We start from the raw sequence: 16,433 nt of genomic DNA on the forward strand, positions 1-16,433 counted from the left end.
GACCGGTCGTGTCGCCACGTTCCTTCTGGGGAGTCACCGTGTCCTTGCATCGCCGTGTCGTTGTGCCGTTGCTGCTCGCTCTCACCGCCGTCGTGTCCGCGCCGCCTGCGGTTCACGCACAGAGCGCCTACTTCTTCCCGCAGGCCAGCGAAGCCTCCGGCTTCGATGCCAGCATTCCCACGCCGGAACAGTTCCTTGGCTATCCAATCGGCAGCCGCTTCACCCGCCACGATCAACTGGTTGCCTATTTCCAGGAACTGGCCAGGCGCTCGGACAGGATCAGCGTGCGCGAGATCGGCCGCAGCTACGAGGGCCGGCCGCTGCTGATCGCCACCGTCACCGCGGCCAGCAACCAGGCGCGGCTGGAACAGATCCGCCAGCAACACGCCACCCTGGTCGATCCGGCGCAGCCACGCAGCGCGGCCGGGGACAGCCCGGTGGTGGTATGGCTGGGCTACAGCGTGCACGGCAACGAGACCTCCAGTGGCGAGGCCGCGATGCTGACCGCCTATTATCTGGTGGCCAACCGCAGCGCTGAAACGCAGCAGTGGCTGCAGCAGGCGGTGGTGTTGTTCGACCCGGCGCAGAACCCCGACGGTCGCGATCGCGCGGCGAACTGGCACAACGCGTGGGCCTCCAGCCCGGCCTCGGCCGACCCGGCCGACAAGGAACATGTCGAACCATTCCCGCAGGGGCGCACCAACCACTACTTCACCGACCTCAACCGCGACTGGCTTGCCCTGACCCAGCAGGATTCGCGGCCGAAGGTCGAGGTGTTCCACCAGTGGTACCCGAACGTGCAGATCGACTTCCACGAGATGGGCAAGGACAGCACGTACTACTTCGAGCCGTCGCCGAAGAGCATGCACAGCCCGCTGATTCCCGCTGCGTCGTATGAATTCAACAAGACCCTGGCCAGGTACCACGCGCAGGCGCTGGATGCGCTGGGCTCGCTGTACTACACCGGCGAAAACTTCGACAACTTCTCGCCGGTGTATGGCTCGACCTATCCGGATTTCCATGGCGCGGTCGGCGTCACTGTCGAGCAGGCCAGTTCGCGCGGCCGTGTGCAGGAATCGGTGAACGGGCTGCTGACCTTCCCGTTCACCATCCGCAACCAGGTGGCCACCGGCCTGGGCACGGTGCGCGGGGCGGTGACAGAGCGCAGTGGACTGTTCGACCTGCAGAAGACGTTCTTCCAGAGCGCCTTGAAGCAGGCGGCGCAGCAGCCGGTGAAGAGCTTCGTGTTCGGCGATGCGCATGACCCGGCACTGACCCGGCGTCTGCTGGAGCTGCTGCTGCTGCACCGGATCGAGGTGCGTGCACTGGACCGCGACGTCACCGTTGACGGCCGGCGTTTCGACGCGGGCAATGCCTACGTGGTGCCGGTGCAGCAGGCGCAGTTCCGCCTGGTGCACTCGATCTTCGCCGAGACCCCGCCGATCAAGGGCGATGTGTTCTATGGCAGCACCAGTTATGCGATCGCCCCGGCCTATGGCGTGGCGTTCGCCGGCAGCCGCAGCCGGATCGATGGCGGCGCGCGCGTGTCCGAAGTGCCCACCGTCCAGGGCGGGGTGATCGGCGGTGATGCCCGCTTTGCCTATGTGATCGATTGGCGCGACTACAACGCCGGCCGCGCACTGGTGGCGCTGCAGGCCAAGGGGCTCTCCACACGGACGGCGTTCCAGCCGTTCACTGCCAGCACCGCGCAGGGCGATATCGCCTTTGCCGGCGGCAGCATCGTGGTGCCGGTCGCCGGGCAGCCACTGCAGGGCACCGCCCTGCAGCACGCCGTCGCTGCCGCCGCAGGCGATGCCGGCGTGCAGGTGCATGCCCTGTCCAGCGGCCGCAGCCGCGAAGGCATCGACCTCGGCAGTGACAGCGTCAAGGCACTGCGCAAGCCGGCCGTTGCGCTGGTGATGGGGGAGGGCGTGGCCGCCACCGAAATCGGTTCGGCCTGGTTCCTGCTGGACCAGCAGCTGCAGCTGCCGGCCAGCAAGCTCGACCCGCAGCAGCTGGGCAAGGTAGCGCTGGATCGTTACACCACCGTTGTGTTGTCCGGTGGCAGCTACACCGGCATCGATGCCACGGCGGTAGCCGCATTGAAGCGCTGGATCCAGGCCGGTGGCTCACTGGTCACCTACGGCACCGCGTCGAAGTGGGCGATCGAACAGAAGCTGGCCGAGGGCGAGACGCTGGGCAAGGATGAAGACGCTGGCGACACCGCGCGCCGTGCCTTCGGTGACCAGCGCGACATTGCTGCGATCGAGCGTGTCAGCGGCAATATCCTCAGCGCCGATGTCGATACCAGCCACCCACTGGCATTCGGTGTGCCACGTCGGCAGCTGGCGATCAACAAGGAGAACACCGTGACCCTGCAGCCCAGCGCGAACGGTTTCTCCACGGTGGTGCGCATCGACGCCACGCCGCGGGTGAACGGCTATCTTTCCGAGCGCAACCGCAGCCGGGTGGCCGGCAGTGCGTGGCTGCTGGTGTCGGCGCAGGGGCAGGGCAATGTGATCCTGTTCGCCGATGACCCGGCGCATCGCAAGTACTGGCACGGGACTGATCGGCTGCTGATCAACGCGATCTTCTTCGGGAATCTGGTGAATCCGGCTAAGGCGCGGGGTTGAGGCGTTTGGCGCCTTCATTGCCATGGGGGTGGGGAGGACGGATAGGCCGCGCAGGACACGCCGCAAGTACGTCCCTGTAGGCTCGTAGGCGCCATCCATGGCGCCTGCGGTCCTGCGCAACCCATCCGTCCTCCCCAGACATTTTCCCGCGGGCGCGGACGCATCAAACCCAAGGCGGGAGCAAGGGCAAAAGCAAAAAAGCAAAAGCTGGAAGTCCGGCTTTTGCTTTTGTCTTTGAACTTGAATTTGATCCTTCTTCTTCCGGCTACCCGGCGGGACAAGAAGGCGCAGGCAATGCTTGAAGCGGATGGGCGTGGGGCCAGCGCAGAACCGTGAGGCGCATGGATGCGCCGACCGAGCCCCCATGGGTGAGGGCGTTTTGCCTGCGAAGCACTGCTTCGCAAGCGCCCGAACGCCCAGCCGCCAGCGGCTGGGCCGGACCGCGGAGCGGGGTTTACGGCGTGTTTTGCGCTGGCCCCACGCCCATCCGCCCTCGGTACTGCCACCGCGTGCTTTATCACCCGGTAGCCAGCAACAAAAAAGGACGGCGCGTCAGCGCCGTCCTCCGACAGCCCCCCGCGCAGCGGGAAGCGCCATCCATGTCAGCTGGGATCAGCCGGCGCGACCGCCGCCATTGCCACCTTGGCTGCGGCCACGGCCGCCACCGGAATTCCCGGCGCCGCCACGACGCTGGCCCTGACCGGCACCGGCACCTGCACGCTGCTGGCCATTGCCACCGCCCTCGCGACGACCACCGCCGGCCTTCTTCGGGCCTGCATGGGCGTGACGCGGTGCGTCGCCGTGCGGACGACGGGCGTGGTTCTTGCGCGGTGCGCGTTCACCGGTCTCGTGCTCGGCCTTGCCCGGAGCACTGTTGCCCCAGCGGATCGGCACCTGCAGCTCGAAGCCCGGCACATCGCGGATATCCATGTCGCGGCCGAGCAGGCGCGTGATCGCGCGCAGCAGCTTCACTTCATCCTGCGCGACCAGCGAGATCGCTTCGCCGGTGGCACCGTTGCGGCCGGTACGGCCAATGCGGTGCACGTAGTCTTCGGCCACCATCGGCAGATCGAAGTTGATCACCTTCGGCAGCTCGTTGATGTCGATACCGCGCGCAGCGATATCGGTGGCCACCAGCACGGTCACCCGGCCAGCCTTGAAGTCGCCCAGTGCACGCAGGCGCTGGCCCTGGCTCTTGTTGCCATGGATCGCAGCGGTCTTGATGCCGGACTTTTCCAGGAACGCGGCCAGCTTGTCGCTGCCGTGCTTGGTACGGGCAAACACCAGGGTCTGCTCGCGGCTGTCCTGCGCCAGCAGGTGCAGCAGCAGGTCGCGCTTGCGGCCGCCATCGACCGGGTGCACGCGGTGGGTGATGGTTTCGGCAACGGTGTTCTTCGGCGTGACCTGGATCTGCTCCGGGTTGCGCATGAATTCCAGCGCCAGCTGGCGGATGTTGTCCTCGAAGGTGGCCGAGAACAGCAGGGTCTGGCGGTTCTGCTTGGGCAGCTTGGCCAGGATGCGCTTGATCGAGGGCAGGAAGCCCATGTCCAGCATGCGGTCGGCTTCGTCCAGTACCAGCAGTTCAATGCCGGACAGGTCGATGCTGCGACGCTCCAGGTGGTCGATCAGGCGGCCCGGGCAGGCCACCAGCAGGTCCACGCCACGGCGCAGGATGTCCAGCTGGTTGCCCATGCCGACGCCGCCGTAGATGCAGGCGCTGGGGATGCGCAGGTACTTGCTGTAGCCACGCAGGCTGTCATGCACCTGGGTGGCCAGCTCGCGGGTCGGGGCCAGGATCAGGGCACGCGGCTTGCGCGGGCCGGTACGCACTTCCTGCGAGGCGGTGCCCAGGTGCTGCAGCAGCGGCAGGCCGAAGGCAGCGGTCTTGCCGGTACCGGTCTGTGCGCCGGCCAGCAGGTCGCGGCCGGCCAGCACCAGCGGGATCGCCTGCTGCTGGATCGGGGTCGGGGTTTCGTAGCCCTGCTCGGCGAGCGCACGCAGCAGGAAGGGCGCAAGGCCCAGGGATTCAAAAGACATTGAGATTGCTCCAAGTACAGTTAACGCCTGTCCGAACGGACAGACGGGGGCAGATCAAACTGATCGGCTGACTCGGAGCGTTCCCGTGAACCGCGCTGCGAGAATTGGGTGCAGCCGGCGCGAAGCGCCGGCTGGAATGCGTGACGAACGGCGTCGGAGTGGGGGCGGGCGAAGGGGGCGGACCCCGGTCGCCGGCGATCCCGAAGGGAAACGGACGGCCGCTGCAGACCCTGCAAGTCTAAACGATGTTTGAGACTTCACGCAAAAGGGCCTGTTCAGGTTGCGGTTGTGTCTGCAGGGCTGCGCCCTGCCCCCGCCGAAGCCGAAGCAACGTCAACGTCAACGTCAAAAGCTGGTTTCCTGAGGGATGGCGGGGTGGGTCCGGTTGCGGGGGACGGCGTAAATACGTCCATGTAGCCTCGGTCGCGCCATCCATGGCGCTCACGCCCCCGCAACCTGAGCCACCCCGCCTTCGACAGATTCCCGCGATCTGCCGGGACTGCGTACTGCACTGCTGTTGGTGGGTGTCGACCTTGGTCGACAAGTGTCTTGCTTGTGGTGGGTGTCGACCTTGGTCGACACCAGAGCGAGCGTAGCGAAGCGATCCGCTTTTGCTTTTCTTTCTTTCTTCCGTGGCTGGACGCCCACGGAAACTGTCAGAGGCCGGTCGGGGTGGGCTGCGCAGGGGCGTGAGCCGCATGGATGCGGCGACCGAGCTTACATGGACGTACTTGCAGCGTCCCCTGCGCAGCGCACCCCGACCGGCCAAGCAAGGCTTCTGTTCTCAAGTCGCCCAGCCACGAGGGGCTCAGCCGTTCGCAGCCAACTCATCATCCAGCGCGCGCAGGCGATCCACCGTACCCACATCGGTCCAGCGCCCGCGATGGTGCTGCCCGCTGATCAGGCCCTGCGCCATGAAGTGCTTCTGCAGCGGCACCACCGAGAACTTCGGCGGCACCCGCTCGCTGCCCGGTGCATCGCCGATCACCGCGTGCCAGTCGGCCACGATCGATGGGCGGTAGAGCCCGATGCCGGCGTAGGTCAGGCACGGGCCTGCGCGGTCGTGGTGTAACAGGCCGTGCGCATCCAGCCGGTAGTCGCCGTCGGGATGCTGCGCGGGATTGTCCACCAGCACCAGGTGCGCTTCGCCGTGCGGTTCGCGCGGCAGCGTGGCGAAATCGAAGTCGGTCCAGATATCGCCGTTGACCACCAGGAACGGCGCATCGCCCAGTACCGGCAGCGCATTGAGAATGCCACCGCCGGTCTCCAGCGGTGTCTGGCCTTCGTACAGGAAATGCAGGCGCACGCCCCACTGGCTGCCATCGCCCAGAACAGCCGGGAACTGTTCGGCCAGCCAGGCCGTGTTGACCACCACATCGCGCACGCCGAGGGCGGCCAAGCGTTCAAGATGCCAGACGATCAATGGCTTGCCGGCCACCGGCAGCAGCGGCTTGGGCGTGTGCAGGGTCAACGGACGCATGCGCTCGCCGAGGCCGGCGGCGAAGATCAGGGCCTTCATCGATGCGTCCTTCAGCGCAGCACGCGCATCGGCGCGGCAAGGTCAGCCAGGGCCGGCTTGATCCGCGTTTCCAGCAGCTGCTGCAGCGGCGCCAGTTCGCGATAGCGCGGCAGCACTTCATCCAGATAGGCGATGAAGCGCGGGGCATCGTCCAGGTAATGGCCCTTGTTGTCGCGGTAACGCAGGCGGCAGAACAGCCCCAGGATCTTCACGTGGCGCTGGATGCCCATCCAGTCGGCATCGCGCAGGAACGTGGCGCGGTCAGGTACAGGCAGACCCGCGTCGCGCGCGCGCTGGTGGTACTGCGCCAGCCACTCGTCCACGCGCTGCAGCGGCCAGCTCAGGAACGCATCCTTGAACAGGCTCACCGCGTCATAGGCGATAGGGCCGCGCACCAGGTCCTGGAAATCAAGCACGGCCGGGCCATCGTCGACCGGCATCAGGTTGCGTGGCATGTAGTCGCGATGGGTCATCAGCTGTGCCTGGCCCAGCGCGTTGTCCATCAAGCGGCGGTGCACCAGCTGCAGGCCTTCAATCTCACCGCAGTCCAGTTCAAGGCCCAGGTGGCGTTGCAGGAACCACTCGTCGAACAGGCCGGCATCGCGCTGCAACAGCGCTTCGCCGAAATGGCCGAAATCGGCGGGCACCGGAATCGCCTGCAGGCGCAGCAGCTGTTCGATGGAGCGGCCGAACCATTCGTCGGCGTTGCGTTCGTTGAGGATGCGCGCCAGCGTCGGGCCGCCGAGGTCCTCCAGCAGCAGGAAGCCGGACGGCAGATCCTGGGCCAGCAGCGAAGGCACGCGCAGCCCATGGTCGTGCAGCATGCCGCGCATGCGCAGCCACGGCGTGGGGTCTTCCAGTCCCGGCGGGGCATCCATCACGATGTGGCTGCCGCGCGTGCTGGTGGTGCGCCAGTAGCTGCGCATGCCGGCATCCACCGACGCGCGTTCGACCACGGCAGCGCCATCGTCGAGCTGGGTACGGGCCCACTGCAGGCGCTGTGCGCTGCGCTGGGGATCAGAGGCAGGTTCGGTCATGCAGGCATATCCGGGCGCGCCGGGCGCGCCAACGTCGGGAACGGAAAGGGAAGGGGATGGCGGGTTCAGCGGCGACCGCTGAACAGGCGCAGGATCGCCAGCACGACGACCGCACCCACGACCGCACCGAAGAAACCGGCCGGTTCGCCCGCTGCGTACCACCCCATGTACTGGCCGAACCACCCGGCCAGCAGCGCGCCGATGATGCCCAGCACGATGGTCAGCAGGCAGCCCATGCGGTTGTTGCCGGGCATGAAGAATCGCCCGAGCAGGCCGACGAAGAAGCCAACCAGGATGATGTAGAGCCAGCTGGTGCTGCCAAACAGACCGTTCATGCAATCGGTGCTCTCGATGGGTGGACGCAGCCTAGCAAGGCCAGGCTGCGTCCGTCACGGTGTGGCGTAATCAGCAGCAGCCGTGGTTGCCGTGGCGGGTGCCGCTGTCGGCAGCCACCGGCGAGCCGCTGGTTTCGCCGCGCAGGCTGGCCGCGTAGTGCTCGCTGATCACCTTGGACACGCAGGAGGTGACCTTCTTGCCCATCGGGATGTGCAGGAACTCGTTCGGGCCATGCGCGTTGGAGTGCGGGCCGAGCACGCCGGTGATCATGAACTGCGCACCCGGGAACTTCTCGCCCAGCATGCCCATGAACGGGATCGAGCCGCCTTCACCCATGTACATCGCCGGCTTGCCGAAGAAGGCCTGGCTGGCATCGTCGATGGCCTTGGTCAGCCACGGCGCCATTGCCGGCGCGTTCCAGCCGGTGGAGGCCTTTTCCAGGTCAAGGGTGACCTGCGCGCCATTCGGCGGATCGCGCAGCAGGGCGTCCTTCAGCAGTTCGCCGCAGGTCTTGCCGTCGGCGGTCGGCGGCAGGCGCAGCGACAGCTTCACCGAGGTCTGCGGGCGCAGCACGTTGCCGGCCGATTCCAGGGCCGGCATGCCACCCACGCCGGTGACCGACAGCGCCGGGCGCCAGGTGCGGTTGAGCACCAGCTCGGTCAGGTCCTCGTTCATCGGGCGCAGGCCGTCGACCATCGGGAACTTCTCGAAGATCTCGGTATCGACCACTTCAGCGGCACGCTTGGCCTGCTGCAGGCGCTCGGCCGGGATCTCCACGTTCATGCCATCGATCAGGATGCGGCCGGTGTCCTGGTCCTCGATGCGCGACAGCAGCTGGCGCAGCAGGCGGAAGCTGGACGGCACCACGCCCGAGGCATCGCCGGAATGGACGCCTTCGTTGAGCACCTTCACGGTGAAATTGCCGCCGGTCAGGCCGCGCAGGGAGGTGGTGCACCACAGCTGGTCGTAGTTGGCGCAGCCCGAATCCAGGCAGACCACCAGCGACGGCTTGCCGATGCGGTCGGCCAGGTGGTCGACGTAGGCCGGCAGGTCGTAGCTGCCCGATTCTTCACAGGCTTCGATCAGCACCACGCAGCGGGCATGCGGCAGGCCCTGGGCCTGCAGCGCCAGCACGGCGGCCAGCGAACCGAAGATGGCGTAGCCGTCATCGGCGCCGCCACGGCCGTACAGCTTGTCGCCACGCAGGACCGGGGTCCACGGGCCGAGGTCTTCGTCCCAGCCGGTCATTTCCGGCTGCTTGTCCAGGTGGCCGTAGAGCAGGATGGTGTCATCGCCGGTTTCGGCGCCGGTGGCCGGAATCTCCAGCAGGATCAGCGGGGTACGGCCTTCCAGACGCACCACTTCGACCTTCAGGCCGGGCAGCTGCTGGGCCTTGGCCCAGTTCTCCATCAGGGTGACCGCCTGCTCCATGTAGCCGTTCTGCACCCAATTGGCGTCGAACATCGGCGACTTGTTGGGAATGCGGATGTAGTCGACCAACTGCGGGACGATTTCGCTGTCCCACTTGTCACTGACGAATTGGCCGAGCTTGGCGCTGTCCATCTGAAACTCCGGTTGCATGGCTGATCCGGACATTCTACGCCTCGCCCGCGGGTAGGGTTTTTCCTACATCACGTCGGGTATTTGGCTGGCTTTTAGAAATCCGTCAAACCTATACGCTGTGTGCATGTGGTGACGGACACTGTTTCGACCGACGGGATTGCCGGCCGGGACGACCAGAACCACAAGGAGATACACGTCGTGCCTTGGATTGTCGTGTTAAGGGCACTGGCACTGGGGGTGTGGATCGCGGGGGCGCAAGCCGCCGAGCCGATCGACATCAACCGGGCCGATGCCCAGGCGCTGCAGCAGGGATTGACGATGGTCGGAGCCAAGAAGGCTGCGGCAATCGTCGAGCACCGGCGCAGACACGGCCCGTTTCATCGCGTCGAGGACCTGACGCAGGTGAAGGGGATAGGGACATCGATCGTCGAACGGAATCGACAGCGGATCACCGTCGGCAACAGAGTGTTGCCCGCGGATCCGGTACCTGGATCGGTACCGGTGCGAACCGTGCCAAGGCGATGACAACAGGAACCGTCGGGACCGGCAGGATGCGGGTTCACTGGCTACGGACAGGACGCCCGTAACCACCGACCGTCGCAGGGATGCGGCACCAATCACCAGGATGGTGGCATCACAGACCTGTGGAAGGGGCTGAGATACAAACAGGACAGACGCGGCCGCGTGCAGGATGCAACGTCGCCCCCGCTTCGCAGGATGCGAGGGGGTGGCAGCAGGCCGACAGGGACGTGACGATTGCCCGGTACGACACATGGCTGTGTCGCCGGGCAATTTCTTTTGGCGCAGCCGCGACGTGCGCATGGTGTACGGTGGCCGCTTCGCATGGAATGGAGCCCGCTGGATGCACCTGCTTCGATCAACGTTGATGCTCGCCGTTGCCCTGGCAATGCCATGGGCCGCACAGGCGGCGACGCCGCCCCGGCCCGCTGCCGCCGCCACGGTCCCTGAAGAACGCGGGCCGACCGACCTCAAGCCCGGCGAGTACCTGTGGCATCCGGAAGTTTCGCCGGCCGGGCCGATCGTGCTGGTGGTCAGCCTGGATGAGCAGCGTGCCTACGTGTATCGCAACGGCATCGCCATCGGCCTGACCACCATCAGCTCTGGCAAGAGCGGGCACGAAACCCCGACCGGTGTGTTCACCATCCTGCAGAAGGACAAGGACCACCGCTCCAACCTCTACAACAGCGCGCCGATGCCCTACATGCAGCGGCTGACCTGGGATGGCATCGCACTGCACGGCGGCAGCCTGCCTGGGCATCCGGCCTCGCATGGCTGCGTGCGCCTGCCACAGGCATTCGCGCAGAAGCTGTTCAGCGAAACCAAGCGCGGCGATACCGTGGTGGTGGCCGATGCCAAGAGCGCGCCGATGACGCTGGCCTATCCTGCCGTGCTGGCGCCGGTGAATGCGCGCGGCCAGGCCTTGCCCGAAGGCGAGGGCGCCGCGCCGGACAAGGCCTGGTGGGATGACAGTGCCGCCCCCAGCGGGCAGGTCGGCATCCTGGTCAGCCTGCACGACCAGCGCCTGTATGTGCTGCGCGACGGTGTGATGATCGGCGAATCGCCGTTGAAGGCCGACGCGCTGCCGGCATTCCAGGGCACCACCCTGTTCGTGATGGGCCAGGGTTTCAGCGAAACGCCCAGCCCGTTGGACGCGCAGCAGCGGCTGCACCAGTGGACGGCTTACCCGTTGCTGGGCCAGGACCGCGCCCAGGCCACGCCGGACCTGCTGGCTACCCCCTCGCTGCCAATGGCGCTGCCGGCCGATTTTGCCCGCCAGCTGTACCAGGTGCTGGTGCCGGGAACGACCCTGCTGGTCACCTCGCTGCCGGCGGTGCGCCCAAGCGCGGCTGAATCGGGAATGCAGCCGGTCTTGGAATCGGAGCCGCCAGCGTCCACCCTCAAGGGATCCTGAGACCTTCCCGGGCTGCCCATGTCCGCTTTCCTCTCCCGCCGGCTGGCCGCTGTTGGCCTGCTGGCCACTGTTGCCACTGCGTCGGCATGGGCGCAGGCGCCTGTCGCCGCGATCAGTGCCGATGATCTGGCCGCGCAGCTGGCACGCAGCGCGCCCAAGGCCGACCGCCGCGTGCTGCAGTTGGCCGCGCATGCGATGCGCTGCGCGTTGCAGCGGCCGGAGCTGGGCATCAACGGTGAACGCCTGAGCGTGATCGATTACTCGCGACCTTCCACCGAGCCGCGGATGTGGGTCTTCGACCTGGCCCGCCAGCGGCTGCTGTTCGAGGAGTGGGTGGCGCACGGGCGCAACAGCGGCGAGAACCGCACCGAGCATTTTTCGAACCGCGAAGGCAGCTACATGTCCAGCCTCGGCGCGTTCACCGCACAGGAAACCTACATGGGCGGCAACGGTTATTCGCTGCGGCTGGCCGGACTGGAGCCCGGCTTCAACGATCGCGCCCGCGAGCGTGCGATCGTCATCCACGGTGCGCCGTATGTGAATCCTTCGACCGCGCAGCTGCAGGGCCGGCTGGGGCGCAGCCTGGGGTGCCCTGCAGTACGGTTGTCGGTGGCCAGGCCGCTGATCGATGCGCTGCGTGGCGGCACGATGGTGTTTGCCTATTACCCCGACCAGGACTGGTTGAAACACTCGCAGCTGCTGGGCGGCGAGTGCGGTGCGCAGGGTCGCCTGGCAACGCAGTGATGCACGCCGACGCGTGGCGTGATGCAATGTGCGTATGAACATCGACTCCCTGCTGCACACCCCGAGCCAGGTGATTTCCAGCCTGGACTATCGTCGCGAGCGTTGGCGCAACGGCCTGGGTTGGACCCGCGAGATTCTGCGCCTGCCGGTGCATGGCGACGACTGGGCGCTGCGCCTGTCGGTGGCAGAGATCGAACAGGACGCCGCGTTCTCGGCTTTCCCCGGTGTCGAACGCGAACTGGTGCTGCTGCAGGGCAATGGGGTTCGCCTGCGCTTCGACGATGGACGCGTGGCCGAGGTGCTGCCACCGCACGGCCGCATGCGCTTTGCCGGTGAGCAGACGCTGCACGGCGAACTGATCGACGGCACCACCCATGATTTCAACCTGATGTGGAAGCGCGGGCTGCTGCAGGCCGAGCTGCTGCACCGGCCGCTGGTCGGGCCGATGTTCTTCTTCTGCGAGCCGGGCGTGGCGTGGACGCTGCATCTGCTGGGCGGGCACGCCGAGTTTGGCAAGGACAGCGGGTTGCCTGCGATGCAGGCGGGCGATACAGCGTGGCTGTCGGCCGGTGAGCGGCAGCGGCATGCGTTGCAGGGCGGAGGCGAGTTGTTGGCGATCCGGGTAAGCGCAGCGGCGGGATGATTCCTGGGCGACGATGGGCTCAATCCACGCATGGCGTGGATCTACTGCAGATGCGGTTGGCATCATGCCTGGATGGGGCCGCCGATACCGCGTCACGGTGCGAACCAAGGTCCGCACCCACCAGAAGGCGGTTCGCATCCGCCGAAGTGGAGCAGTAGATCCACGCCATGCGTGGATGCGGCCGCCGATACCGCGTCACGTCGCATCCACCAGAAGGCGGTTCGCATCCGCCGAAGTGGAGCAGTAGATCCACGCCATGCGTGGATGGGGCCGCCGATACCGCGTCACGGTGCGAACCAAGGTCCGCACCCACCAGAAGGCGGTTCGCATCCGCCGAAGTGGAGCAGTAGATCCACGCCGTGCGTGGATGGGGCCGCGATACCGCGTCGCGGTGCGAACCAAGGTCCGCACCCACCAGAAGGCGGTTCGCATCCGCCGAAGTGGAGCAGTAGATCCACGCCATGCGTGGATGCGGCGATTTCAATACACATCGCGCCGGTAGCGCCCGGCCAGCAGCAAGGCTTCCTTGCCCTCGGTGCCCAGCACCTGTTCGATCACCGCGTCCACCGCCGGGGCCATGCCCTGCAGGCTGCCGCAGACCAGGATCGTGGCCCCTTCATCGACCCACTGCCGCAGCGTCGCCGCTTCGGCGAGCAATGCGTCCTGCACATAACGGTGAGTGCCGCCGTCGCGGCTGAACACCGTGTCCAGCCGCGCCAGCGTGCCCTCGGCCAGCATCGCCTGCAGTTCATCGCCGAAATGAAAATCGTGTGCGGCCGAACGTTCGCCGAACAGCAACCAGGTGCGGCGCGCGCCATCGCGTGCGCGTTCATGCAGGTGCGCGCGCAGGCCCGCGATGCCGGTGCCGTTGCCGATCAGCAGCAGCGGCACGTCGGCGGCCACACCGTGGAAGTTGTCGTTGCGGCGCAGGCGCAGCTGCACCGGTTCGCCCACTACCGCGTGGTCGCACAACCACCCGCTGCCGATGCCCGGCGTGCCATCGGCACGCAGCTGGCGGCGCAGCAGGATGTCCACCGCACCGTCGGCCATCACCGAGGCGATCGAATACTCGCGGTGCGGCAGGGGCTGCAGGGTCTGCAGCAGTGCCGGCAGGTCGCCGGGTGGCACCAGTGAAGGCAGGTGCGAGCGCTCGACGCGGGCCAGCAGCGTCTGCCCGTCCTCCAGCACGGTGTCTGCATCAAACCCCTGCGTGCCCAGCCACGTGCGCGCGCTGTGCCGCGCATGCTGCGGGCCGATCTCGGCGATGTCGCCGGCCCGCCATTGCGCGTTGGCGGCGGCAGGCGGCTGCAGGCGCAGCCAGTACACCGGGCCGCCGGCGCTGCCGGGGTTGAGGTGGACCCGTTGCAGCAGGGTCCACGACTGGTACTCGGCTGGGCTCCAATCGGGCAGTTCACTGGCACCCCCGCCAAGCTGGCCAAGCAGTTGCTGCCAGTGGCGCAGTGCGGCGGGATCGGCGTTGTCCACTTCGATGGCATCAAACAGCGGGTGTGCGCCCTGGGCGCGCAGCCAGCCATCGAGGTGGTGGCCGAACGCGCAGAAATGGCCGTAGCTGCGGTCACCCAGCGCAAGCACACCGTAATGCAGGTGGGCCAGCGCCTGCGGCGTGGCCATCACCCGGCGCAGGAAGGGCAGGGCGTGATCGGGGGCATCGCCTTCGCCGGTAGTGCTGGCGATGAACAGCGCACGCGCGCTGCCGGCCAGCACGCTGGCATCCACCTCGTGCAATCCGCGCAGGCGTACCGGCGTACCGGCAGTACGCAGCACGTCGGCGCTGCGTTCGGCCAGTTCGCGGGCAAAGCCGGTCTGGCTGGACCAGACCAGCAGGATCGGTTGCGGACCGCCTTCGTCGCTTTCATCGCGCGGGCGGCCGCGCCACCACAGCACGCTGCAGGCCAGGGTGTAGATCACGCCGGCCAGCGCCGCGGCATGCCATTGCCGCGTCGGCGGCGTGCCCTGCCACCACGCTTCATCCAGGTGCAGCTGCAGCAGCGCCCAACCGATCAGCGCCAGCAGAACCAGCACGAGAACGTTGCCGAGCAACGCGCGCGACAGGCGTGCGCTCATGCGTCCTGCTCATCGAGCAGGCGCTGGAAGGCGCTGCTGAGGAACTCGCGTGGGCCATCCGTTGCGCGCTGCAGGTAGCGGGCAGCCAGTCCTTCGCGCTCGGCCAAGGCCATGCCCGCTTGGCGCCCGAGCACCGTCAATGCGGTGGCCCAGGCATCGGCATGCATAGCATCGCTGGCGACGACCGTGACAGCGGCAGCGACCTGTCGCACCGGCATGCCCGTGCGTGGGTCGAGGCTGTGACTGTAGGCCTCGCCGTCAGCCTGGTACTGGTGCCAGCGGTCGCCCGAAGTGGCCACGGCCTTGCCGTCTAGTGCAAGCACACGGGGCGGAGCGTCGGTCTGTGCGTCCTCTTCCGGTGCCGATTCCACCAGCACCCGCCACGGGTGGCCGTCAGGCTTGCGACCGTAGCCGGCCAGTTCGCCGCCGACCTCGACCAGTGCCGCGCCGATGCCCTGATCACGCAGCCAGGTGGCAACGTGATCGACGCCGAAGCCCTTGGCGATCGCCGAAAGGTCCAGCTCCAGACCGCCGGGTTGCAGCAGGGCGTTTCCCTGCCATTGCAGGCGCTGCCAGCCGCAGCGTGCACGGGTCGCCTGCAGGATGTCGGCGGCAGGTGCATGACGTCCACCGGCGTGCGCGCCGAAGCCCCATAGCGCGACCAGCGGGCCGACGCTGGGGTCGAATGCACCCTCGCTGGCGGCGGCGACAGCCAGCGCGCAGGCCAGCACATGGCGCGTTTCGGTCGGCAGCGTGAACCACTGGCCCGCGTCGGCGCGGTTGTAGCGGCTGATGTCCGAGGCCGGTTCCCAGGTGCTCATCTGCGCGACCACTTCATCCAGGCGTGCCTGGATGCCGGCGTGCAGGGGGTGCAGGTCGCGCTGGCGCGGTGCAACCAGCGACACGCTCCAGGTGGTGCCCATGGTGGCGCCACCGAGGCGGGCGATGTCGAGTGATATGTCGGTCATGGCAATGCGTGGCAGTGCGCGATGCCAGGACGCGCCTGGCACCGCGTCGATGCACGGGTTACTGCGGCAGCACTTCCACGGTGGCCACGTAGCTCAGGCGGCGCTTGCTGGCCTGCTTGACCGAGGTCTTGTTGTCCTCGGTGCCGGTTTCCAGCCAGTACATGCCCGCTTCCGGCCAGGTGACCTTGATCTCGCCCTTGGCATCGCTGGTCAGCTTCTGCTCGTCCTGCGCGTTGCGGTAGCGGGTACCGCCACGCACGATCTCGAACTCCAGGCCCGCGGTCGGCTTGCCATCGACCAGGACGCGGAAGGTGGCTTCTTCGCCTGCGAACAGATCATTCGGATGGCCGACAGCGACCAGTTCGATGCCACGGTTGCTCGGCTTCAGTGCCGTGTCGTTCGGCGCGCCGTTGGTGACGAAGGTCTCCACGCGGCCGATCGACTGGCTCACTTCCAGCTTCTTCGCGTCCTTGGGCAGTTCGCCGAAGGTGGCAGCATTGCCACGCCAGCGCTTGCGCTCGCCATTCTGTTCGTAGGTGGCGAACAGACCGTCATTGACCGAGGCGATGCGGTAGGTGCCCTGCTGCTTCAGTTCGACGTCGAACACGCTGCGGTACTTGCCGGTCGCGGCGTTCTGTGCCTGCACGGTGCTGCCATCCGGTGCGGTGATCACCACCGATTCCAGGCGCAGCGGCACGTGGTTGAAATAGAACAGGTCGTTGGAAACCGCACCATCGACGGTGATCCACGGCGCGTTGCCGGCGATCACGGTCTGCGAGGGCAACAGCCAGGCCTTGTGGGCCAGGGCCGAGAACGGAAGGGCAGCGGCCAGAGCGGCGGCGAGGACGAGCGTGCGCTTCATGCGGAAGACTCCAGGTGGATGCAGGATGGTGCGGCGAGGGGAGGGGAACTACCAATTGATCCCCTCCTTCCGC

13 protein-coding genes are annotated in these 16,433 nt (G+C 67.1%); 5 read left to right on the plus strand and 8 right to left on the minus strand.

All coding sequences use genetic code 11. From position 1 onward, the window contains the following. The first annotated feature begins 38 nt into the window (after positions 1–38). Positions 39–2,633 carry a M14 family zinc carboxypeptidase gene (locus tag ACVOLJ_RS11585; RefSeq protein ID WP_475279362.1) on the plus strand — a complete coding sequence of 865 codons (2,595 nt, stop codon included), beginning with the start codon at positions 39–41 and terminating at the stop codon, positions 2,631–2,633. Between the two features lie 612 nt (positions 2,634–3,245). Here ACVOLJ_RS11585 and ACVOLJ_RS11590 read toward each other — a convergent pair. From ACVOLJ_RS11590 to ACVOLJ_RS11610, 5 genes are all read right to left on the minus strand, one after another. Further along, positions 3,246–4,670, minus strand: coding sequence for a DEAD/DEAH box helicase (locus tag ACVOLJ_RS11590; RefSeq protein ID WP_475279361.1), 1,425 nt, complete (start codon positions 4,668–4,670; stop codon positions 3,246–3,248). An 808-nt stretch (positions 4,671–5,478) separates the two neighbouring features. Next, positions 5,479–6,189 carry an N-acetylmuramate alpha-1-phosphate uridylyltransferase MurU gene (murU, locus tag ACVOLJ_RS11595; RefSeq protein ID WP_481564171.1) on the minus strand — a complete coding sequence of 237 codons (711 nt, stop codon included), beginning with the start codon at positions 6,187–6,189 and terminating at the stop codon, positions 5,479–5,481. Positions 6,190–6,200: 11 nt separating this feature from the next. Then, positions 6,201–7,226 (minus strand): aminoglycoside phosphotransferase family protein, encoded by a 1,026-nt coding sequence (locus tag ACVOLJ_RS11600; RefSeq protein ID WP_481564172.1) that lies wholly within the window; start codon positions 7,224–7,226, stop codon positions 6,201–6,203. Positions 7,227–7,291: 65 nt separating this feature from the next. Next, on the minus strand, positions 7,292–7,561 hold the full coding sequence (locus tag ACVOLJ_RS11605; RefSeq protein WP_475277632.1) for a GlsB/YeaQ/YmgE family stress response membrane protein: 270 nt from the start codon (positions 7,559–7,561) through the stop codon (positions 7,292–7,294). Positions 7,562–7,631: 70 nt separating this feature from the next. Further along, complete coding sequence (locus ACVOLJ_RS11610; protein WP_475278172.1) at positions 7,632–9,125, minus strand: M20 family metallopeptidase; 1,494 nt, start codon at positions 9,123–9,125, stop codon at positions 7,632–7,634. A 198-nt stretch (positions 9,126–9,323) separates the two neighbouring features. Between ACVOLJ_RS11610 and ACVOLJ_RS11615 the strand changes: the two genes are divergently transcribed. The 4 genes from ACVOLJ_RS11615 (at position 9,324) to ACVOLJ_RS11630 (ending at position 12,445) form a co-directional block, all read left to right on the plus strand. After that, positions 9,324–9,650, plus strand: a complete 327-nt coding sequence (locus ACVOLJ_RS11615; RefSeq protein WP_481564173.1) for a ComEA family DNA-binding protein — start codon at positions 9,324–9,326, stop codon at positions 9,648–9,650. A gap of 337 nt (positions 9,651–9,987) precedes the next feature. Continuing rightward, entirely contained in the window at positions 9,988–11,058 is a 1,071-nt protein-coding gene (locus ACVOLJ_RS11620) for a L,D-transpeptidase (protein WP_481564174.1), read from the plus strand. Positions 11,059–11,076: 18 nt separating this feature from the next. Then, a complete protein-coding gene (locus ACVOLJ_RS11625; protein WP_481564175.1) occupies positions 11,077–11,802 on the plus strand; it encodes a murein L,D-transpeptidase catalytic domain family protein in 726 nt (241 codons plus the stop codon). 34 nt (positions 11,803–11,836) lie between these two features. Next, on the plus strand, positions 11,837–12,445 hold the full coding sequence (locus tag ACVOLJ_RS11630; RefSeq protein ID WP_481564176.1) for a HutD/Ves family protein: 609 nt from the start codon (positions 11,837–11,839) through the stop codon (positions 12,443–12,445). 480 nt (positions 12,446–12,925) lie between these two features. Here the strand turns inward: ACVOLJ_RS11630 and ACVOLJ_RS11635 are convergent, their stop codons facing one another. From ACVOLJ_RS11635 to ACVOLJ_RS11645, 3 genes are read right to left on the minus strand one after another with little or no spacing between them, the layout of a single operon-like run. Further along, complete coding sequence (locus ACVOLJ_RS11635; protein WP_481564177.1) at positions 12,926–14,530, minus strand: sulfite reductase subunit alpha; 1,605 nt, start codon at positions 14,528–14,530, stop codon at positions 12,926–12,928. Next, positions 14,527–15,498: an FAD:protein FMN transferase gene (locus ACVOLJ_RS11640; RefSeq protein ID WP_481564178.1), complete on the minus strand. Its 972-nt coding sequence runs from the start codon at positions 15,496–15,498 to the stop codon at positions 14,527–14,529. Before ACVOLJ_RS11640 ends, ACVOLJ_RS11635 begins: the two co-directional genes overlap by 4 nt. 58 nt (positions 15,499–15,556) lie before the next feature. Continuing rightward, the gene (locus ACVOLJ_RS11645) at positions 15,557–16,360 is read right to left on the minus strand and encodes a DUF4198 domain-containing protein (RefSeq protein WP_481564179.1); all 804 of its coding nucleotides are present in this window, start codon (positions 16,358–16,360) and stop codon (positions 15,557–15,559) included. Positions 16,361–16,433: the final 73 nt, after the last annotated feature.

It is taken from the genome of Stenotrophomonas sp. STEN046 (assembly GCF_056759755.1).

What these genes read in the sequence shown, in the direction of transcription:
- ACVOLJ_RS11625 (WP_481564175.1), top strand. Translation starts at nt 11,077, where the DNA reads ATGTCCGCTTTCCTCTCCCGCCGGCTGGCCGCTGTTGGCCTGCTGGCC.
- ACVOLJ_RS11600 (WP_481564172.1), bottom strand. Translation starts at nt 7,226, where the DNA reads ATGACCGAACCTGCCTCTGATCCCCAGCGCAGCGCACAGCGCCTGCAG.
- ACVOLJ_RS11640 (WP_481564178.1), bottom strand. Translation starts at nt 15,498, where the DNA reads ATGACCGACATATCACTCGACATCGCCCGCCTCGGTGGCGCCACCATG.
- ACVOLJ_RS11590 (WP_475279361.1), bottom strand. Translation starts at nt 4,670, where the DNA reads ATGTCTTTTGAATCCCTGGGCCTTGCGCCCTTCCTGCTGCGTGCGCTC.
- ACVOLJ_RS11610 (WP_475278172.1), bottom strand. Translation starts at nt 9,125, where the DNA reads ATGGACAGCGCCAAGCTCGGCCAATTCGTCAGTGACAAGTGGGACAGC.
- ACVOLJ_RS11635 (WP_481564177.1), bottom strand. Translation starts at nt 14,530, where the DNA reads ATGAGCGCACGCCTGTCGCGCGCGTTGCTCGGCAACGTTCTCGTGCTG.
- ACVOLJ_RS11605 (WP_475277632.1), bottom strand. Translation starts at nt 7,561, where the DNA reads ATGAACGGTCTGTTTGGCAGCACCAGCTGGCTCTACATCATCCTGGTT.
- ACVOLJ_RS11645 (WP_481564179.1), bottom strand. Translation starts at nt 16,360, where the DNA reads ATGAAGCGCACGCTCGTCCTCGCCGCCGCTCTGGCCGCTGCCCTTCCG.
- murU (WP_481564171.1), bottom strand. Translation starts at nt 6,189, where the DNA reads ATGAAGGCCCTGATCTTCGCCGCCGGCCTCGGCGAGCGCATGCGTCCG.
- ACVOLJ_RS11630 (WP_481564176.1), top strand. Translation starts at nt 11,837, where the DNA reads ATGAACATCGACTCCCTGCTGCACACCCCGAGCCAGGTGATTTCCAGC.
- ACVOLJ_RS11620 (WP_481564174.1), top strand. Translation starts at nt 9,988, where the DNA reads ATGCACCTGCTTCGATCAACGTTGATGCTCGCCGTTGCCCTGGCAATG.